A 20,851-nucleotide genomic window follows, 5' to 3' on the forward strand; every position below is an offset into this window, starting at 1 on the left:
AGGGCTTTAATATCATTATTTAAACAAATTTAAATATTATATAATTAATATATATTATTATATTTTCTTTTTATTTTCTGGTGTTATTATGAGGGTAGAAAAACAGTATATGCAATTGGAGGGCATTAGTGAAATCCGTATTTATGATGCCGGTAAAAATGACTTTTTTAAACCAACACCCAAGGAGTTTGACATTAAGGATCTCCCTTTTAAGGGACTTATAGACAGTATTCCTGTTGAAATTCATTGTCTGATCCCTTATGAGCACGGCAAGGATTTCATTATCCAAAGTATGGGTAAGTTTATTCTAGATATTTTTAACTTCAACCCTGATGATGTAAACGGCAGATTATTCAGTAAACTGTCCCCATTATTCTTTAAAGTCCTTTATGATGAGTTACTTGATGTATATAAAAACCATGAGACAAAGGAAGTCAGATTTGTCTATTACCATGAGAACAAAGTGTCAAAACTCAGCAATGTCAAAATACTTTTTGATATGGGGAGGCTTTTTATAACTAGCCATAATGTTGACGCTAAAACAAAAACACGTATTGACTTGGAATATAGGGATTTTGATGAAGACAAAAATGATATACTGGAAAATTTTTCACAGACAGGTAGCTATTATCTTGTAAATGGAAAATATATGTGGTCACAGGGTATATATAACATCATAAATCGTGCAAAGGAAGAATCGGATGATTATTTCAATATAGTATATGATTTGGTGATTCCGAAAGACAAGCATATTGTCGATAAGATTTTTGACTCTACAAATGAGGATACTATCAGTTGTAATGAGATTATTCGTATCAAAACCAAAGATGGTGTATTAAAAACTGTAGAAGTTAACGTTAACTCATATTTGGATGAAAATGGTGTTGTCATTCGTCAGGGAATGATAAGTGATATAACACAATATTCCGGTGATGAACTAACAAAACCTGTTGATTTTCTTTTGGACGGTTTTAAAGACAGTACCAAACTGGCTTTGTTAATTGAACCTTTGAATAAAAAACAATTTAAATTCTCCAAAGGATTTTATTATCTTATAGAAAAGGATTATGAAGAATATAATCATTCCCGAGAAATTTTTGACAATATTGTTGAAGAGGATGTGCGTCACCGCTTGAATAAGTTAGTCGACGGCGAAATAGACAAGATTGATGAAACATTCAATTATTATGTTGATGGAAATCCCGAAAAGAAAAAGGTCGTTGATTTGTATATTGAACGCTTTGAATATGGAAACGCCACCCACAGTCTCGGTTTTCTAACAGACATTACGGAAGAAAGGCTAAAGCAGGAAGAACTGATTAATTCCAATGAAAACAGACTTATTTTAATTAAAGAAATTCATCACAGGGTTAAAAATAACCTGCAGGTTTTAAGCAGTTTTTTAAACCTTGAAAAAAGAGCTTATAAGGATAATCCTGATTTAATCATTGAACATATGCAGACACGTCTCAATTCCCTGGCGCTGCTTCATGAAAAGACTTATCAGTCAAAGGACTTTAAAAATATCAACTTAAAAAATTATATGCTTGACCATGATGAACAGACTATGGCTGTAGTTGATTTTCCAAATAATATCAAGTTTGAAACCCATGTCGATGAGGATATAGAGTTAACCTTGGAGGTCATCACTCCTCTGCTTTTAATAATTGATGAAATAACCATGAACGCCATTAAACATGCATTTCCAGACAAGACATCTAAAGACAATAAGATTATTAAAAGGATTAGCAATCTTGGAAACAATACTGCCGAGCTTATAATTAAGGATAATGGTGTTGGTTTTGATGATTTTGAAAGCGTCACTAAAAATCTGGGATGTGAAATAATCAAAAGCCTGACCAAACAGCTTAGAGGCCATATCAGTCTTCTTAACGAAGAAAAAGGTACCGGATATAAACTTGTTTTCCCGACTGAAATTGAACATACTTCTGATTAGCTATTCCATACTTGGCAGTTTGGAGCTGTCGGATTTGTATGATGAACCTATTAATTTTCCGGTTTCCAAATCAAACTGTCTGAATCCGCCATCCTTATAGGTTACTTCCCTGTAATAACCTCCGCCTGCCTGATAATTATATTTGACTTTTTCTGAAACAATACCGTCATCATTATTATCATTAGCTGGTGCGGGATCGCTTGATAATCTGTCTGCAGTTACATCATTGGATGTATTTGAAATGTTTGCCGGATTTTCTTTAACGTCTTTATTTGCATTCATTACTGCCATAGCGCACCCTATTATTAAGGCAACAACAATTAGAGTTAAACAGATTATTATAATTTCTTTCGTATCCATATTATTCTCCTAATCTCTTATATTCGATGTGTATAATATGGGTGTAAATAATATTTATATGTTCTTTTTTGATTGGTGGTAATGATTCTTTAACATTACAATGTATACTTACTGTAAAAAATCTACTAACTGAATTATGATGTCTCAAAATATTAAAGTTATGCCAATTTAAATGACCACAGATTTGAACATCAGTTATTTAGATGAGTCATTATTTAAAGTAAAATTAATTGAATGTAAAGGCAATCCATTAGCTATATAACATTCAACATTTTCCTTAATTGAACACAGTCGATATCTTCAACAGATTTGTATTTTCCCACCATATTCTCTAAATCAACATTTTTAATAAATTCCAATTCAACAGTTCCTCTATTATTGATTTTCCATAGAATTTTATCTGATTTATCTAAATCTAATTCTTTTATAATTTCTACAGGAATATTTGTTTCAAATTTTTCATTCAAAGTTGTAAAAATAACCATTAAAAACACCTATGTGTTATATGATTAAATTAATATATATAAATATATTTCATGAAAAAATAAATTAATCATATTTTCTTTCTTTTTTATTTTTTTCCTTAATATGCTTTAAATTTAATATTCCTTTCATAAGATCTTATTCATGATATATAAATAAATTATAATCTTTTAAAAAATCAAATCGATTATTTTATTTAAATATCTAAATTGGAAAATATAATATTTTTTTCAAATATCATTGTTTCAATCATGAGATAAGTATAAATACTATGTTTCACTCAAAACAATTTTTATGAGTCAGAACAATTCAAAGTGTGACAAATTGTCACATGTTAATGCCATTGTGATGAAAATTCAATTAATTTTATCATATTCAGGGGATTTTATTTCTTTTTCAAAGCCGTTATGATTCAAATCATCATAATTCCTGGCTATATTTGAATACAACAAACCTAGAGAATAATTAGCTATGCTTTCTATTATTGGAATCACAATACAGATATATATTAAAAACCCAACATAAGGGATTGAATTAACAAATGATGTGGCAAAGGTAATTACATTAAGAAGTATTGCCATTACTACGAGCCATTTGATGATGTTAACGATGCCTATTCTCCTAATGTCTTTTATCACTTCATTGATCTTTAAAGCTTCACGCAGGCTGTTGAAGTAAGCCAGTCTTGCCTTTGCAAAAAACAAAAAGAATTCGAATATAAAGTAGATTATAAAAATCAGCACAAGAACAAAACCGACAGTTGCTAAAAACTCGAATATCTTATAGTTATTAAGCATGCTTCTGCTTGTTGGACCAAATACGAGCAATGCAATGACAAATACCGTAACAGGAACAATCATATAGACGATTCTTAATAATGTCATTCTGATTGAATCGTATATGTTATTCACTATATTGAATGAAGGAAGCATTGCTGACTGATTAGCTCCGATTCTAACAACAGATACGAAATATCCCGGAACAATAAGTATGAATAAGAAAAAAGCTATTACTCCAATGGTTATCAGGTACTTGTTATCGGATACCATACCAATTGGGATGATGGCAATTAAAACAAAGAGAATACAGATTATTGGCAATTTTGCAATGTTTCTGAATGGATATTTTAAGGAACTTGAAACTAATTTAGATAAATCCATAATGCACCTGATACTTGATTTTTTTGATTAGAATTTTTGAAAGGTAATTTGAATCAGTTTTTGAAATATTCTATTATAAAATATTCTCTCAAACATCAAAACTCATAATTTGCCTTAATACTTATTTAATGATAGTATTTTTTTGAATATATAATTTCCTAAAAATATATATAAAATAAATCTCAAATCCTTAATTGTAAGACAACTAATTTTATGGGCTTATTAGTTGAATTATAATAAAATTATTATTTTTCTATGAGGGTTTATCATGAACAAAACTAGTGACAATTTCAATAAATACATTGATGAATTTTTCAACAACATTGAATTATATGATGATATTCATAATGAACATAAATATAAGAAACGTTTAAAGACATATGTCGATAATTTCTTAAGTAATCAAACAACAGAGAATGCAAAGGAGATATATAAGTATTTTTTCATGATATACCAAATCAAATATGAAGATAAATCCGAAGGTTCAAGTTCATCAGAAGACGGGTCAAACACTCTCCTGAATCTTGTTGAGATAATGGGAAAATATGAAGAAAATACTGGAGATTTGATTGATAAGCAGAGAGATCATTTTCTTCACTCAGTAAATGTATTCTTATTGGGTTTGGCAATATATTCAAAAAATAAAAAATACAGGGATTATTTCAAAAAATATGTTCGTGAAAGTCCTTATGAGAAATATTATCGGATTGAAAATGAGAACAGTAAAAAAGAAAACTTAAAAAAAGATATTAAAAATAAACCTGAAGTTTCTAATGAAGAATTTTTATATCGCTGGGGAATCGCATCACTTTTCCATGACATTGGTTATCCTGTTGAAATTATTGGAAAACAGATGAAAAAATTCATTAATGACGGGGTTAGATCAATTGATAACTCATACAATGTTGACACCGCTATTGACTTTAAGGATTTCAGCCGTTTCAACACAATTGTGAAAAGAAAGTCTGATTTTACTGATAAGTTTAGAAATGATTATCCTGAATCTAAATTTTTAAATTTATTCAAACCTACTCATTTAATGGCCTATAAAATTTATGAAGATTTAAAACCTGAAGAAGGATATTTGATTGAAGAAAATAAAAAATTACAAAAAATCGAAGAATCAAATAAAAATAAAAAGGATTGTGAAAAAGAAAAATATGTCATAAAAGATAATATTGAATTAACTCCTTTAGTAAATAATCTGGACAATTTTGTTACAATTATGAAAAACAGTGGATTCATTGACCATGGATTTTTCAGTTCAATATTGGTTTTAAACTCATATGGTTATTTAATTCAAAAATATAAAAGGACTTATGATTTCTTTTTTTATCCGATTGTGGACAGTGCATCTGCAATATTATTGCATAATTTCTTCCGCAATGTATTATTTAAAGATCCGTATAACGCTTCCAGTTTATCACCCGAAAAAAGTCCTATTGCATTTTTATTAATATTGTGCGATGAACTTCAGGAATGGAACCGTAAGCCTCTGGGTGTTGTAGACAAGGAAAGAAACCATGTCGCTGATATAATCACAGACATTACCGAAGATTCATTATATGTCAAATATATAGTTAAAAGCGGACCTATGGGGTCTTCATTTTTAATTGAAAAAAAGGATTTGTTAGATAAAGTTTTAGATTTGCAAAAGGTATTTAAAGATGGTTTAACCATTAAAACGAATGTTGAAGATGACAATATAACAATGAAAGATATAACATATAGGGAAGCTAGAACTCCAAATATTTTAATGACAACGATAGATAAGTTACCTGCTCAAATTTATGCATATTATTCAGAAATAACTGGCGATGACAAAGAACTTGAAAAGATATTTGAATCATTGACTCCTTCGGAACAATATTCCAATATGAGGCAGGCAAAATCCATTTCTAAAAATTTATCAATGATCGGTTGTGAAATTGCATTTAAATCAGATAAAAGAGATGAATATATATTGTCGGATAATGAGATAAATGATTTGGCAATGTTTGAACACAAGGATTGGTGTAGTGAAAAAATAGAAGCCGGTTGGAGTCCGGGTAAGGATAAAGATGATAAAAAATTAATTCATCCATTGTTAGATGATTGGGAAAATTTAGATTCATCTGTTCAGGAGGATAATAAGAAAACCATTGAAAACCTTGTTAAAATTTTATCAAATGTGGATTTAAAAGTTGTATTTAATAAAACACGTTTATTAAGCATTGAATTGCATAATTATTATAATGAGGTTTTTAATTCGGATATTCCATTTGATTCATTAAGTGATGAGCAGAAATATTTTAATTATAAACAGGCAGATTTCATTATAAATTTCCTTAAAGAACATGGATACAACATAGTTTTTGAAAAAGATGAGGGAATTCACATCACTGAATTCAACCCAAAAGAAATTGAATGTCTTGCTAAAAAAGAACATGAAAAATGGTGTGATTATAAACGTAACCTTGGTTGGGAAGAAGGGGAGAAATCCGAAGAAGATAAAACCAATCCAAACATTTGCGAATGGAAAGACCTTGATGAGTCAACACGTGAATTTAATAAGAACACCATTAAAAAACTTCCAGATTTATGCTCAAATCAGGATGCTGGATTAAAAATCATAAAAGAAAATCCAGACTATCCTTTCCCATGTGCAGATTAATTATTTGGGGATGTGTATTTTAGTGGAATGGCAAAAGGCTACAGTTTTTATTAGCAGCACCTTTGATGATATGCATGCTGAAAGGGATTATCTTATAAAGGAAGTTTTTCCCGAGCTTAAATTTTGGGCTGAAAAACGAAAAATCCATTTAACAGATATTGATTTAAGATGGGGCATTACAGAAGAGGAAAGTGAAAACAAGGGTACTGTAGGTACCTGTCTTCGTCATATTGACAAATGCCGTCCATTTTTTATTTGTTTTATAGGTCAAAGAAGAGGATGGATTCCAAATTTTAAACATGATATCAATGAGGAAACAAAAAACAGGTATCCTTCAATCCAGAAACTCGTAAACAATAAATCACTCACTGAAATTGAAATTGAACATGCAATATTCTCCCCATTGTATCAAAAAATAAATGATGGTAAAATAGAATATTGTCCTCCAACAAAATTTAATCTTTTTTTCTTTAGACAGGATAATTTTATTGATAAGCTCAATGATGCACAGAAAAGCGTCTATGGCAACAATACCAAAGATGATGAAAAATTAGAAATAATCAAAAATAAAATCTTAAATAAGGAAGAGGAAATAAATAATGATGATTCTAAAGATAAACTTCACATTAAAGTTAACAGATATTGTGGGCAATGGAATGAAGATTTAACTCTTAGGGAACTTTCCCATTACGGAAATTCAGTTGATAAAGGAAGATTAACAAATTTCAAATGTGGAAATAAACCTCTCAAAGATGTTATTATCGAACAGTTAAAAGAGCAAATCACGCAGGCTTTTCCGGACAATAAAGAGATTGATTATGACTCCAGAATAGATAAAGAATTGGACAAGCAGAACATATTTATTTATAAAAATAATGAGAATTTCATTGAAAGATTTAATTATATGACATCACTTAAAAAATATGTGGAAAGTGAGGAAAGGACTACATATGCAGTAATCTCTAAACCAGGTTACGGCAAAACAATGCTTCTGTCTAAATTCACCAATAACTTTGGAAGTCTTTATCCCAATAAAAAATTATATAAACGGTTTTGTGGAACATCAAATTTAAGTTTGGATAATTATTTATTATGGAAATCAATTATTGATGAGGCAGGAATAGATAAAAGTAAAAACATTTATCCTAATGACTACGATGAATTAAAAAATAATGCCTGTGAAATACTCGAAGAAATTTCCAGAAAAGGCGATTCCGTAATAGTCATTGATGCGCTTAATCAGATGGAAAACGGATTGGATATGCTTGAATGGATTCCAAAACTTCCAGACAATTTAAAAATTATTATTAGCTTTACCGATAATTCAGATGATGAGAATTTATCACTGCACATTAAAAATGAAAATATTTCCAGTGATTATCTCGTAATAGATGAGTTAAATGATGATGAGAAACGTGATTTAATTAAAAGTTATCTAAAAAATTACTTAAAAGAATTGGATAATGAGGAAATCGATAAGATTTGTCATTTAAAGGGCTCCGGAAACCCATTGTATTTAAAAATTTTACTCACGGAACTGTGTCTTTTAGGGTCACATAATCAGCTGGAATCAAAGATTGAGCAATTTGGGGACACTCCCGAAACTGCTTTTGATCATGTTCTTGAAAGATTGGAAGAAGATGAAAAGTTAAAAGGTAAAACAAGAATTGTTCCTTTAATTTTTTACCATTTATCAAAGGTTAAATTAGGTTTATCCGAACAGGAACTTGTATCTATAATAAAAATTAAAACCAAATTGGATGATAAATATATTAAAGACATAATAAGGATATCTTTAAGGCAGGTTAGGCCATTTATGGTTCAAAAAGAAGGAAAACATGATTTCTATTATGGAAGCTTTAAAGATGCTGCATTAAAAAGATATGCAAATCTGACTTAAAGAAGATATAAATAGATAAAAAATAAATAAATATAAAATATGTACCTGAAAAATAGCGAAATATATCTAATTGTTGGAACAATAGCAATAATTGTTGTATTTTTGGCTTTTTGTCCTATACAAATAATAACAGTCAATGACCAAATATTCTTTAACACATTTTTTAATCTGAAATTTGAAGACGGTGGTGTGTTTGCAGCTATTGTTGTTGGAATTATTACAATTTTAGTCAGCAGCTATTATAATAATAAAACTTACAAATCTACTAAGTTAGCTTCCATACCAACAAATTCCGCTAATTTATTAATCGATTTAGAGTATATATTCAATGAATATGAAATATATAAGAAAAATAACGATGATGATGTTTTACTATTACTTCTTCAGGTATTAAGTTACTGGAAGCAACATCAAAAAGTATTCAGACTATTAACACCTAATTTTTATAAAAAATTTTTAAAATTATGGTCTAAAGCCGAAAGTTTCAATGAAAATGACAGTATTCATGTAAAAAACAGTAAATACATATTTAATTCAATAATAATTCAGCTTTCCGATATTGCTTTGAGGGATGAAAATCATTCTTTTTCATTTGTTAAGCCAAAATTAGTTAACGATGACGAAGATATTGAAAGTGTAAAAAGAGAATATATTGAATTTAATATTAGTAAAAAGAATATTTTGTATTTTATTAATAAAATTTCCGGTCCTAAAACTAGAAAGGAGACTGAAAATAAATTTTTAAAATTTTATAAAGATTTGGATACTTTATTCAACGATTTAAAAAAAGAAATTCAGGAATATGATTAATTTTAACATTTGAAGTAGTGATTGAATGTTTGATGTAGATATTGCAATAAAAAATGAAAATGAGGATGTTTTAAATCGTGGAGATTTTGCCAAAAAATTGGCAAAAAGCATAATGGATTATTCCGAACCATATCCATTAACCATTGGCCTAAATGGAAATTGGGGATCTGGAAAAACATCCCTGATTAATCTAACATTAAATTACATTGAAAGTGAAAATGATGAAGATAATTTCATCATTGTGCATTTTAATCCATGGTTTTTTTCAAACCAAAAAAATCTATTCTTAGAATTTTTCAAATTAATAATTGATTCATTGAAAACTAAAGAAACAGAAAAAGAGTCTTTTATAGAAAGAACAATGTCTCCACAAAGGACTATCTTTAGAAAAACAGAAATTGAAGTGTTGGAAGATTATTCTAATTATATTAAACTTAATTTAGATGATACTCATGAAGTTAATGATATTTATTCACATTCAGTAGACGCTACCGATTCATTGAGTTTTTATAAAAATCAATGCAATGAATATTTCGAAAGATTAAATTTTAAGGTTATTGTGGTTATAGACGATATTGAACGCTTGATTGATGCTGAAATTAATCAGATATTTACATTAGTCAAATCCCTAGCTAATTTTAACAATTTTATTTATCTTCTTAGTTTTGATAAAAATATCATAGAAAAATCATTGGATAAGATTAACTCCGAAGAGGGAGATAAGTTTATTGATAAAATCATACAGATTCCAATTATCATTCCACCAGTAAGCGAATCAAAGTTAAACGAATTGATTCAGAAAAATTTAGAACCTATTTATTCAGATTACATGGGAAAAGACTTTATAAATCATTATCATGAATTTATCAAAGTTTCAAATTTTTTAAACCTTTTTATTAAGGATATACGTGACTTAAAGAAATTCACTAACCTGTTAAATTTCTATTGGCAGATATTTGTCAAAGAACTGAATATCAATGATTTCATATTGATGCTGGCCATACAGCTATTTGATTATGACTTATTTTTAAAAATAAAAAATCATAAGGATTTGTTAACGGCCAATAATCGATTATTCAAGACAAATGATGTTGATATTGATCAGGAAATATCTGATGTACTCAATGATTTTGAAGAAAATGAAAATCTAATAGAATTATTGAGCTTCATTTTTCCTATACTTGGAGGTAAAACGAATATTGATTATGAAAAATGGGATAAAAATCATAATGCATGCAGCGATAAGCATATTGACAAATATTTCCTATTATCTCTTGAAAATAACGAAGTCAGTACCTTACTATTGGATAAATTAGTTAAAATGGACAATGAAATTGAAATATATGAAGTTTTCACACAAAAAACTAACTTGGATTACAATCATTCTTTATTATATCACTTTTTAAAATTACTTCCTCAAATACCAAAGGAAAACAGTGAATTCTTTATTAAAGCATTATTGAGATGTGGGGATGAGATGAATTTATATCCTGATTCAAGAAGACTGTTAAAAATTATTTTGGATAACTTATTTGAAAAAATAGACGATAAAAACAAATGTCATGCTATTTTAAAAGAAAGCTGTGGCTATGAAAATAACTTGCTTACCCATACACAACATATCTATTCAATTTCATCTGATTCAAATATAAGTGAAAATATCAACTTTGGTGAATCTTACAGCTTCAAGCAACTTGATGAACTTAAAAAACTGACAATAAGCAAATTATGTGATTGCTGTCAATGCAATAATTTAATAAACAAAGCATTTTTAGCGGATATCTTATGTTATTGGAAATTGATTGATGATGAAGAAAATGTTAATGAACACATAAGAAATAGCGTTAAAACAGATGAGGAAATATTAACTTTATTAAACAATTTCCAAACAACAAACAATAATGAATGGAATTTTGATTTTGAGGAATTGGATAAATATCATGGATTGGATGCTTATGAAAATACCTTGTCCAGAATAAAATCTAATGAAATCCTCCCAATTGAAACAAAGAAATTCTGTGAAACATTTATTGACCAATCACAAGAATTTAAGAATAAAAATAACATTAACCCTCAGTAAACAGGCATATTGTCAATTGTCCTGATCAGATTTATTGCAGTTAATGTTTTATTGAACTGTGTGTCGGCCTGGGCGGTTTCAAATAGAATTACATTATGATTATGTTTGGCAATAGGTATAGTTACCCATTCAGGTGATGTTCCTGCATTGATTGTTTTAACCGGATAACTTAAGTTTTGACCAATTCTGTAAGCATACTCCATTGTTGTGCTTGATTTGTTGTCAATAACGCCAACATATCTCTGCAAATCCCAATAATTCTCCATTTCATGAACGTCAACGACAACATAGGGATCATATTTTTCAATATCCGGAAGCACATATTCATGGGCTAAGAGTTCTCCCATGTGTCTGTTTGTATCATAATCACTAATATTTTGGCCGCTGTCTTTTAAATTAAGTTTGATGAAATAGACAATGAACTTTTTGTTAAGGCTATTTTCTTTGGTAAAATTAATTATTGACTCGTTAGTGGCTATGTGAGTACCGTTTTCAAGGCTGTGAACGCCCAATATTACGACTGCAGTATCATCAGATGAGTTGTTGCCACATGTTATTTTATAAACCGTACCGTTGGAGTTACTTCCGATAATTGATGTGTATTCGTCTAAAGTTTCAGTATTATGTACTTCAGGCAGCATATAAGCGGATATTCCCGCAAAAGCAATAAGAAAAATCAATATGGCCAATAGTATTTTTATAATTTTTTTCATTACAATCTATATTATATTTATCATCGACGATATATAATTTTTAAGTAATATAAACAATATCAATCATGTAGATGTTAACGAATCTTATTTTCTAAAACAGTTAACTTTAAATACTATGTTTCACTCAGAACAATTTTTACGAGTGGGAACAATTTTTATGAGTGAGGACAATTAGATAAACTATAAATATAAGAAAAACAATACTTACTATTAACAAAAAAGGAATTAACATTCAGTAAATCAAAATTAAAGAAAAAATATATTTAAGAAAATTACTGGATAATTCCAAACCATGGGATATTTCATTAACCTTACCGTTTAATTTGAGTCTCCCCACTAGAGATACGAACAGCAAAATTTTTATTGAACTGAACTTGGACATTTAATGTATCTCGTTTTAAGGTGTTAACCGCCGATACACCCCCCATAATATGGATTTACTGTTTAAAGCAGACTTTCAAATCATTTCGTAAAGATACTTTACAGCAACTAACATTGAAGAAATAGCTGATTACTATTTGTATAAGTATCTTGGCCTGTTAAAAGATGCTGACAGCAAAAATTTCAATATTGAAGATTATGGATAGATATGCAGCATCTTGAATTAATTAAAAAGTACCAACAGCAATCAAATGTGCCAGAAAACACTAGAGTACTTTGAAAAAAAAACAAAAGAGGTATGTAAATGTTTAACCTAGTAGAAAAAGAGTTAAAAAAGAGGGAAAATATTTCTATCACCGAAAATGGTGCAGTAGGATATAAAACTAGTAATTCTGCATTGCTTGATTTAAACTATGCAGTAAGCAGTCTTCGCCAATGCGATGAAGAAGAGATAACACTTTTATTTGATAATGCTTTTTATGAGGATAAAAAATATGCATTAAAATGGTTATTCTTTGCTAGGGACATACTTGAAGGTCTTGGAGAAAGACGCTTATTTAGAATTTGCTTTAAAAGATTGGCAGATTTGGATATTAATTTATTTTTAAAAAATTTAAGATACATACCGGAATACGGCCGATGGGATGATCTTATCTCATTAATAGGCATTAGTGACGTTATCGATGAAAATATTATGGATATTATTAAAAAGCAGCTGGATGCTGATTTAACTGGAATGGATAATAATCAGCCAATTTCATTATTGGGCAAATGGTTACCCAGCGAAAATGCAAGTAGTAAAAACACAAAAGCATTGGCTAAAAGAGTCAGAAAACTGTTGGACATGACTCCCAGACGATACCGTCTATTATTGTCCAAATTACGAAAATATCTAAAAGTTACTGAAGTATATGCATGCGCCAATCAATGGGGAGCTATTAATTACGAAAATGTCCCATCCCTAGCCAATTTAAAATACAAAAACGCTTTTCTAAAGCATGATGAAAAAAGAAGATTGAAATACTTGGAATCTGTTGAAAAAGGCTATAAAAAAATAAATATGAAAGTAGCTACTCCCGTTGACGTTGTTTCAAAGTATTGCACCAGTTGGATGAGAGTTGGAGAATATGACCAAACTCTGGAGCTGGCCTGGGATAATCTTAAAGATTTAACTTTGAGTGAAACTTTAGTCGTTGCTGACGGCAGCGGAAGCATGATGATGCCAGTCAGCGGAAACACAAAAGCTATTGACGTTGCCAATGCCCTTGCAATATATACTTCCGAACACAACATTGGTGTTTACAAAGACAAATATATCACCTTTTCAGCTAACCCTCAATTTGTAGATTTAAGTAAAGCTGATAACCTGCAGGAAAAACTGAAAATAGCCTTTAAACATGATGAAATCGCCAATACAAATATTGAAGCAGTTTTCGATTTAATACTGGGTGTAGCTGTTGAAAATAATATTCAAAAAGATTACATGATTAAAAACATTCTGATAATATCCGACATGGAATTTGATCTTGCTCGGGGATACAATCGCCATGAGTTAACAAAGCCATTGTTCGATGAAATAAGGGAAAGATATAACAAATCAGGCTATGATTTGCCAAGATTAATCTTTTGGAATGTAAATTCCCGTACTAAAACAATACCTCTTAGAGAAAATAAATTGGGAGTTACATTGCTTTCCGGATTTAGCCAAAACGTATTGAAAATGGTTATGAGCAATAAATATGACCCTTATGAGGTATTAATTGAAACTTTAGATGGTGAAAGGTATAATCAAATTAAAATTTAGTTTAAATAAAAGAACTGTTTAAAAAAGTCATAATCAAAGGAGTATTATATGTTAGAACGAGAAAAACTGCTGAAAGATAAATATAAAGTCAATGAAAAGGAATACTTGCGGCTAATGGGGGAGGAACACGGGTCAGCATATGATTTTGAAGAATGGAAAATTTTCTATAAATTTGTCGGAATTAACAAAAAATTAAATAATCTGTTTAAAAGAGACCCATTCATATCCAAATTACTTTTCAGTTCAGATTATAAGAATTTTATAATCGGTAAAAATGAGTATGGTTATATTGGAGAGTTAAATCCATTTTCATTTGATCATTCTTCTTCAATTAAAGTATGTCCGGATGTAAGTAAAATTAGATATGCAGATACCATAAGAGGAACTATTACTTTCCCCTATTTCCACAACTGGGAGGAAATAAAAGCTTGGATCGATAAAGTTCCTGAAGATAATTATAGCGTTTATATTATTAATCCTATTTTGCTTTTTTATGGCTTGGGAACTGTAGGGCTGTTTTTAACTCCCAAATTTTACAATGGTATGGCAATTGAACTATGTAATCACTACATCATTGGTTTAACTGGTTATCCTTTATTTTTAACATTTTCCATGGATGATGAAGTTGAAAAAATTAAATATGTTGATTTAAACTTGTCTAAAGAAAGTTTTATTAATGAAATGTATGAATTAAGTGATAAAAACAAGACTTTATTTAAAGCGTTAAATTTTTGGAAAGACAATGATGACTTCTCTATTCCAAGTATAGAAAGTGAATATGAACTTTATATGGATGTACAAGCTTATAGGCCATATGATGAAATAAATTTCATCAAAATGATTTCAAAAAAACCTTTCATGCTGGTTCATGAAGATACAAATCAAATTCTAGGACCGTTTAAAGAATTTGAATTGGATAAGGCATTTAAAGTAATTGACACTGATAAGGGCGATATTGGATTATCTGATGAAGAATTGGATGATATATTGAAAGGAAAATATGATTTTACATTTTAGGGGGAAAAATGCCACAATACATTGATTTCTATCTCTCTGAGAATAGATATAACAAAACCATTGAATGTTTAGAGGAATATTGCGAAAAATCAAACGATTTTTTCGAAATAGAAGAGGTCTTTTATATCATTAAAGATTTGGAGGATCAGAAAAGGAATTTTTTTGAAAAGCTTCTCATAGACTATAAAAATTCAACAACGACAGAATAGAAGCTATTTTATAATTGGATGATAAAATGGTAACTAATCCTAATTACTGGAAATTTCTGGGAACAATTAAAAAACTAAAAGAAAAGGAAAATAGATGTTTTGTTTGTGGTACAACTGAAAATATTGTTCCTCATCATATAAGAAAGGCGAAACAAAGCAATGATGATTATTATAACGAAAATAATATCGTATTGCTGTGCAACAAACATCATATTCAATATCACAAAGAAAACTCCAGCGTCAATCCAAAAACATTCGCCGAATTTTTAAAGAAAAATCACTTTAAAAAACATAACAATAAAAAAGGTGTTTTGATGAATTTTAGATTAGAAAATGAATTAAAAATATCTAAATTAAAAAAAATTATAAAATTACTCAATAAAACCCAAACGAAGGTTGTAAAGCTATCAGTTAATGGAAAATTATATGATATTTCAAAAATTATTGAAAAAGAAAAATATGTCGTTTTTGAATTAGGTGACTTTGAATTAATTAAAAAGGGTGATTGAATGATTATAGATTTGGATGATGTTTTAAGACTTTCAAAATTTAGAAAAATTGTTGCTTTAATTAATAGAAGTAAAATAATTAAAGTCGAAATTAATGGGAGATATTATGATATTTCTCAAATAATTGATGAAAGAGACAGAACCATTTTTGAAGTATCAGGTGTTGATAAATCAGAAATCATTAAAACAAATTCGCTCTCCCATTAGTTAAAATGAAATTTTTTTTAAACAGGTGATGAATTGCGCAGTAGACGGTATAAACAGCATCATGTTGCTGATTCTCTAATTATTCATAAATCTGGAGACCATATCCTGTGTGAATATACATTTAAAGGACCATATAAACCTTTAGAATTTTATAAATTAAAAAATTTTCATTGGTGGCATTCTGTTAATCGCTGGATTAATTCACAAAACAATAAACCACGTAAAATTAGATGTGTAGAAAAATATGACTTTAATAATTTAAATCACGATTATTGAAGGTGGTATGATTAAACAAAAATGGAAAAAGATGCAATTTGTTGAAATCTCAATGCATGAGATTTTTTGCTTGCAAGACAGATTAGATCGAGTTAAAGATACTCCTGAAAAAGTTTGGGATATTTTCGATGATTTTTTAATGGAGTGTGAAAATCAATTAGAACTTGACCCGGGGTTTATCAAAGAATTACAAGAGATTGATTTAGAAAATGATTTAATTCCTTTAAATAATTTCGATGATTTTAAAGAGCTATTTGAAGAAGATAACCCAAATTATATTGCTGCAAGAGATTATGTAAACTATATTTTTTCAAAAGGGCATTGATGATTAATATGTTATTATTAAGTGATTTTATTATTATCTTGTTAAGAGAATTAAAGATTGACGATTTACCTATTAATGTCCTTATTGGAGAGGAATATTTTGATATTGAAGACTTTTTCTTCGACGAAGAAATTCAGGAATATATATTGAAACTTTCAAAAGGATGTGATTACAAAACTCGTGCAAAATAAAATTAGTAAAAAAGTAAAATTTGAGAGTATTGATTAAAAAATTGATAATTATATGATGTTTATTTAAAATTAATGTAGGAAAAGTGATAATAATGGCAGATAATGTTAATTTGGAAATGACTTATACAACTTATTTAAATTTGTGTGATGCTGTTGAAAATGCCGCCACTCATTGCGAAAAGTTTGATGAAATTCAGGAGCTTGTTCATCTGGTTGAATATTTGGAAGATGAGTATAATAGAGATAGTGTTAAAAAAAATAGGGATTTAAATACTTGGCTATTGCATGAGGAATTATTCAAAAACAAAAAATTATATCATCATAAGTATTTTTATAATGTTGAAGAGGTTTTTGATGATTATGAGGATAAAACGTTATTAAAATGGGATATATCAGAATCTGACAAATTTCATTTGATTTGTGAGCTGATTGATGTGTTTATAAATGAATAGTCATAATATCAGTAAATTTTTAGAAGGTAGTAACTTACAAGTTACAATATCAGTAAATTTTTAGAATGTAGTAACTTACAAGTTACAATAACAGTAAATTTATATATTATATGAACTTATAAGTTACAATATAGTTTAAAAAATAAAGGGGATAATATGGTAAAAAGAGAAATTTATATGAAAAAAATATCAAAATTAATAGATAATGAATTGATTAAAGTGATTACTGGTGTTAGACGATGTGGTAAATCTTATATGTTAAAATTGATAAGAGAAGAATTAATTAAAAGAGGAATAAATAAAAATAATATAATTTTAATCAATTTTGAAGACCCTTCATTTAATAATGTAGAAAATACTCGTGAATTGGATTTACTTGTCAAAGAGTTGGTGCATGATTTGGAGGGTAAAATATATTTATTTTTTGATGAAATACAAAATGTTGATCAATGGGAAAAATCAATTAATGGATATAAAATAATTTATGATTGTGATATATACATAACAGGGTCTAATTCTAATTTGTTATCTGGTGAATTGGCTACACATTTGACTGGAAGATATATTGAAATCAAAATGAAACCCTTTTCATTTAACGAATATTTGGAATTTAATGAAGAAAATAATATTCCAACTTCTTCATTTGAAGAATATTTAAAATTTGGGGGAATGCCAATTGTATTATCCTTGGATGAAGATTATAAATTGGAATATTTAAAAGATTTATTTAATTCAATTTTCACTAAAGATATTGTAAACCGCCATAATATTCGTGACTTCGGTCTTTTAAGTAGATTGGTGACATTTATTTTAGATAATGTAGGAAAAACCTTTTCAGCCCAAAGTATTGTTGAATATTTGGAGCAATATAATATAACAATTTGTCGTAAAACAATCTATAATTATCTTAAATATTTAGAAGAAGCTTGTTTCATTTATAAACTTCAGAGAATGGATTTAGAAGGAAAGAATATATTAAAACTCGAAGAAAAATATTATGTTGTTGATCATGGTTTTTGTCAAGCTATGGTGGGAAGAAATGAAAAAAACATTGGAATAATTTTGGAAAATATAGTTTTCATTGAACTTTTAAGAAGAGATTGGGATGTTAAAATTGGAAAAATTGATAATTTTGAAATAGATTTTGCTTGTCGAAAATTTGATAAAACTATATATATTCAAGTTACTTATTCTTTAAGTCATGAAGAAACACGTGAAAGAGAATTTAGGCCTTTATTAAAGGTTCAAGATAATTTTCCAAAATATGTAATTTCCTATTATGATAATGTTGATTTTTCTCGTGATGGAATAATCCATTTGAATTTAGTGGATTTTCTAAAAGATTATTCTTTAATTGAATAGTTGATAAAATTTTCAAAGTAAGAAATAAATCTATTTTCACTGATAAATCATTAGGCTGGAAATTGAATAACTAGTATGATGTGACTGTCAATTTGTCTGTTGGTGAAACAACTAGAAATTAAATTTTTTATATTTTTCTTTTGTTTATTCTTTAATGATTAAATAATGATTAATTTAAATAATTAACAATTAATTATTATTTTTTCATGGATTAATCTTTTTTTGTTTGTTTTTTTATTTTTTTATTTATTTTTCATCGAAAGGTTTATATTGTACTGGGATTTTTGATAATTTTTTTCTTTTTATTTTTGTTATTTTCTTTATTAGGTGATGGTATTTTTGTTATTTTTTTGATTTATATATGATATTTTTATTTATTTTATTTTTTATATATATTTATTATTTATTTTTTGAAAAAAAGAATGGTTAGGTTTATATATTTGGAAAGACTCATTTAATATTATGCTACTGAAAAAACAAGCCTTTCCTATTAAAGGTATATCTGAACAACAATTAATATTTTGTGGTTTTGGTGATCCAGAACCTATGTGTGATGAAATGCTGGATGATGAAATATCATCAAAGTCATCTGATATTCAGTTAAAATTGGATTTGGATGATTATACTTATTCTGAGGTGATTAATAATCCTCCTTTAAATGAGGAATTTGTTATTAATGAAAAAGGTATAATTGGGTATGTTAAACCTTTTTGTAAACATTGTTATTCTCGTAATGTTGTTAAATGGAATTACACGACTCGTGATTGGATAAACGATGATTTTAGAGGCACTGTTAAAGTACAAAGATATAAATGTAAAAAATGTGGCAGGACATCCCAAACAGAATTTAAAGGACAATATGAACCGTACTGCAATATTTCTGAAGATTTAAAGGATAAAGCAATTAAAACTAAAGAATTAAACTGGTCTTCACTCAGAGACATTACAGAATACTATCATATCTTTAATAACCTTAAATTATCCCATGAAACAGTTCGAAAATCATTAATAGTGATTAAAGACAATTATATTCGCTACGATACTCCCAAATTAAGCAGATATTACGGATATGATGCGCAATGGATAAAAATAGAAAAAACATGGTATTATAGGCATGTTCTATTTGATATATATCACCATATGCCAATTGCAGAATTATTAACAGATGAAGAGACTATGCCCATTGTTCGTGAGTTTATCAAACAAAATACCGAACAAAAAGACAGAATGGCAATCGTTACAGACCTAAAAATAGGTTACGAAGAAGTAATGGACGAATTAGAATTTAAAAGACATCAATTATGCATATTTCATCTTAAATTAAATATTAACAAACTTATTAAAACAGAAATCAGAAAATTAAAAGCAGAATACACTCAAAAACTAACAAAAATCTATGAAAATGAATCTTCAGAATTTATAGAAAATGAAGTAGAAACACTACTAAAAAAGGATAAAAAAGAAATAGGATATTATCAACAATTATTTTACTATTTATTTAAAGAAAGAACATACTATAAAGCATTATCCTACATAAAACTATTAAAAATGAATATTAATACTTTTCCCGAATTTTTTAAAGAATATCTTTTAAAAAATTTTTTCCCAAGATATAAAAAATTTTTATATTATCTTGAATTTCCATATAACCATCGATTAGATAGTACTAATAATCAAACTGAAAATTATATTGGAGGAACAATGCCAAAAGCATATAAAAGAAAATATAGAACTAAAGAAGGAATAATTAATCAAATCTATCATAAAGGAAATGGTTGGATTAAAAACGAAAAAAATCAACAAACATGATGACAGTCCCTATATATTACATGTAATTAAATTTAATTAGATAATATAAAAAAATTATATATTATACGTAATCGAGATATATTATAAAATATTTTTTTGAAAATTTCAAGAAATCAAAAATTTTTCATCAAAAATTCAAAAATTAACGAAATCACCATTTTTCAACCACTTGATGTATATGTCTTACTATACT

19 protein-coding genes are annotated in these 20,851 nt (G+C 28.1%); 15 read left to right on the forward strand and 4 right to left on the reverse strand.

From position 1 onward, the window contains the following. Positions 1–88: 88 nt before the first annotated feature. A complete protein-coding gene (locus ACKI44_RS04110; protein WP_407421816.1) occupies positions 89–1,957 on the forward strand; it encodes a histidine kinase dimerization/phosphoacceptor domain -containing protein in 1,869 nt (622 codons plus the stop codon). Here the strand turns inward: ACKI44_RS04110 and ACKI44_RS04115 are convergent, their stop codons facing one another. The 3 genes from ACKI44_RS04115 to ACKI44_RS04125 form a co-directional block, all read right to left on the reverse strand. Beyond that, on the reverse strand, positions 1,958–2,317 hold the full coding sequence (locus tag ACKI44_RS04115) for a flagellar protein, FliL (protein WP_407421818.1): 360 nt from the start codon (positions 2,315–2,317) through the stop codon (positions 1,958–1,960). 254 nt (positions 2,318–2,571) lie between these two features. Further along, entirely contained in the window at positions 2,572–2,802 is a 231-nt protein-coding gene (locus ACKI44_RS04120) for a hypothetical protein (RefSeq protein ID WP_407421820.1), read from the reverse strand. Positions 2,803–3,156: 354 nt separating this feature from the next. Then, a complete protein-coding gene (locus tag ACKI44_RS04125; RefSeq protein WP_407421822.1) occupies positions 3,157–3,960 on the reverse strand; it encodes a DUF4013 domain-containing protein in 804 nt (267 codons plus the stop codon). 268 nt (positions 3,961–4,228) lie between these two features. Between ACKI44_RS04125 and ACKI44_RS04130 the strand changes: the two genes are divergently transcribed. From ACKI44_RS04130 to ACKI44_RS04145, 4 genes are read left to right on the forward strand one after another with little or no spacing between them, the layout of a single operon-like run. Beyond that, entirely contained in the window at positions 4,229–6,613 is a 2,385-nt protein-coding gene (locus ACKI44_RS04130; RefSeq protein WP_407421824.1) for a RyR domain-containing protein, read from the forward strand. 22 nt (positions 6,614–6,635) lie between these two features. Then, positions 6,636–8,513, forward strand: coding sequence for a DUF4062 domain-containing protein (locus ACKI44_RS04135; protein WP_407421826.1), 1,878 nt, complete (start codon positions 6,636–6,638; stop codon positions 8,511–8,513). A gap of 39 nt (positions 8,514–8,552) precedes the next feature. Then, complete coding sequence (locus tag ACKI44_RS04140; protein WP_407421828.1) at positions 8,553–9,323, forward strand: hypothetical protein; 771 nt, start codon at positions 8,553–8,555, stop codon at positions 9,321–9,323. 25 nt (positions 9,324–9,348) lie between these two features. Beyond that, positions 9,349–11,403, forward strand: a complete 2,055-nt coding sequence (locus ACKI44_RS04145) for a P-loop NTPase fold protein (RefSeq protein ID WP_407421830.1) — start codon at positions 9,349–9,351, stop codon at positions 11,401–11,403. On the opposite strand, the gene ACKI44_RS04150 is transcribed toward ACKI44_RS04145, so the two are convergent. Beyond that, positions 11,397–12,116 (reverse strand): hypothetical protein, encoded by a 720-nt coding sequence (locus ACKI44_RS04150; RefSeq protein WP_407421832.1) that lies wholly within the window; start codon positions 12,114–12,116, stop codon positions 11,397–11,399. The two genes, ACKI44_RS04145 and ACKI44_RS04150, sit on opposite strands and share 7 nt — an antisense overlap. Positions 12,117–12,801: 685 nt before the next feature. Here ACKI44_RS04150 and ACKI44_RS04155 point away from each other — a divergent pair. The 10 genes from ACKI44_RS04155 (at position 12,802) to ACKI44_RS04200 (ending at position 20,658) form a co-directional block, all read left to right on the forward strand. Continuing rightward, positions 12,802–14,301: a DUF2828 family protein gene (locus ACKI44_RS04155; protein WP_407421834.1), complete on the forward strand. Its 1,500-nt coding sequence runs from the start codon at positions 12,802–12,804 to the stop codon at positions 14,299–14,301. A 48-nt stretch (positions 14,302–14,349) separates the two neighbouring features. After that, entirely contained in the window at positions 14,350–15,318 is a 969-nt protein-coding gene (locus tag ACKI44_RS04160) for a hypothetical protein (RefSeq protein ID WP_407421836.1), read from the forward strand. Between the two features lie 8 nt (positions 15,319–15,326). Next, entirely contained in the window at positions 15,327–15,527 is a 201-nt protein-coding gene (locus ACKI44_RS04165; RefSeq protein WP_407421838.1) for a hypothetical protein, read from the forward strand. A 26-nt stretch (positions 15,528–15,553) separates the two neighbouring features. Beyond that, positions 15,554–16,036, forward strand: a complete 483-nt coding sequence (locus ACKI44_RS04170; RefSeq protein ID WP_407421840.1) for an HNH endonuclease signature motif containing protein — start codon at positions 15,554–15,556, stop codon at positions 16,034–16,036. Beyond that, the gene (locus tag ACKI44_RS04175; protein WP_407421842.1) at positions 16,037–16,243 is read left to right on the forward strand and encodes a hypothetical protein; all 207 of its coding nucleotides are present in this window, start codon (positions 16,037–16,039) and stop codon (positions 16,241–16,243) included. 283 nt (positions 16,244–16,526) lie between these two features. Then, on the forward strand, positions 16,527–16,844 hold the full coding sequence (locus ACKI44_RS04180) for a hypothetical protein (protein ID WP_407421844.1): 318 nt from the start codon (positions 16,527–16,529) through the stop codon (positions 16,842–16,844). After that, positions 16,844–17,035, forward strand: a complete 192-nt coding sequence (locus ACKI44_RS04185) for a hypothetical protein (protein WP_407421846.1) — start codon at positions 16,844–16,846, stop codon at positions 17,033–17,035. Before ACKI44_RS04180 ends, ACKI44_RS04185 begins: the two co-directional genes overlap by 1 nt. Positions 17,036–17,127: 92 nt before the next feature. Then, the gene (locus tag ACKI44_RS04190; protein ID WP_407421848.1) at positions 17,128–17,487 is read left to right on the forward strand and encodes a hypothetical protein; all 360 of its coding nucleotides are present in this window, start codon (positions 17,128–17,130) and stop codon (positions 17,485–17,487) included. Between the two features lie 156 nt (positions 17,488–17,643). Beyond that, a complete protein-coding gene (locus ACKI44_RS04195) occupies positions 17,644–18,849 on the forward strand; it encodes an ATP-binding protein (protein WP_407421850.1) in 1,206 nt (401 codons plus the stop codon). A 462-nt stretch (positions 18,850–19,311) separates the two neighbouring features. Further along, positions 19,312–20,658 (forward strand): hypothetical protein, encoded by a 1,347-nt coding sequence (locus tag ACKI44_RS04200; protein ID WP_407421852.1) that lies wholly within the window; start codon positions 19,312–19,314, stop codon positions 20,656–20,658. The last annotated feature ends 193 nt before the right edge of the window (positions 20,659–20,851 follow it).

The sequence above is a fragment of the Methanobrevibacter sp. genome (genome assembly GCF_045646205.1).
GTDB lineage: Archaea > Methanobacteriota > Methanobacteria > Methanobacteriales > Methanobacteriaceae > Methanocatella.

Coding starts and splice junctions, on each gene's coding strand:
- ACKI44_RS04110 (WP_407421816.1), top strand. CDS start 89: ATGAGGGTAGAAAAACAGTATATGCAATTGGAGGGCATTAGTGAAATC.
- ACKI44_RS04115 (WP_407421818.1), bottom strand. CDS start 2,317: ATGGATACGAAAGAAATTATAATAATCTGTTTAACTCTAATTGTTGTT.
- ACKI44_RS04120 (WP_407421820.1), bottom strand. CDS start 2,802: ATGGTTATTTTTACAACTTTGAATGAAAAATTTGAAACAAATATTCCT.
- ACKI44_RS04125 (WP_407421822.1), bottom strand. CDS start 3,960: ATGGATTTATCTAAATTAGTTTCAAGTTCCTTAAAATATCCATTCAGA.
- ACKI44_RS04130 (WP_407421824.1), top strand. CDS start 4,229: ATGAACAAAACTAGTGACAATTTCAATAAATACATTGATGAATTTTTC.
- ACKI44_RS04140 (WP_407421828.1), top strand. CDS start 8,553: ATGTACCTGAAAAATAGCGAAATATATCTAATTGTTGGAACAATAGCA.
- ACKI44_RS04145 (WP_407421830.1), top strand. CDS start 9,349: ATGTTTGATGTAGATATTGCAATAAAAAATGAAAATGAGGATGTTTTA.
- ACKI44_RS04150 (WP_407421832.1), bottom strand. CDS start 12,116: ATGAAAAAAATTATAAAAATACTATTGGCCATATTGATTTTTCTTATT.
- ACKI44_RS04155 (WP_407421834.1), top strand. CDS start 12,802: ATGTTTAACCTAGTAGAAAAAGAGTTAAAAAAGAGGGAAAATATTTCT.
- ACKI44_RS04160 (WP_407421836.1), top strand. CDS start 14,350: ATGTTAGAACGAGAAAAACTGCTGAAAGATAAATATAAAGTCAATGAA.
- ACKI44_RS04165 (WP_407421838.1), top strand. CDS start 15,327: ATGCCACAATACATTGATTTCTATCTCTCTGAGAATAGATATAACAAA.
- ACKI44_RS04170 (WP_407421840.1), top strand. CDS start 15,554: ATGGTAACTAATCCTAATTACTGGAAATTTCTGGGAACAATTAAAAAA.
- ACKI44_RS04175 (WP_407421842.1), top strand. CDS start 16,037: ATGATTATAGATTTGGATGATGTTTTAAGACTTTCAAAATTTAGAAAA.
- ACKI44_RS04180 (WP_407421844.1), top strand. CDS start 16,527: ATGATTAAACAAAAATGGAAAAAGATGCAATTTGTTGAAATCTCAATG.
- ACKI44_RS04185 (WP_407421846.1), top strand. CDS start 16,844: ATGATTAATATGTTATTATTAAGTGATTTTATTATTATCTTGTTAAGA.
- ACKI44_RS04190 (WP_407421848.1), top strand. CDS start 17,128: ATGGCAGATAATGTTAATTTGGAAATGACTTATACAACTTATTTAAAT.
- ACKI44_RS04195 (WP_407421850.1), top strand. CDS start 17,644: ATGGTAAAAAGAGAAATTTATATGAAAAAAATATCAAAATTAATAGAT.
- ACKI44_RS04200 (WP_407421852.1), top strand. CDS start 19,312: ATGCTACTGAAAAAACAAGCCTTTCCTATTAAAGGTATATCTGAACAA.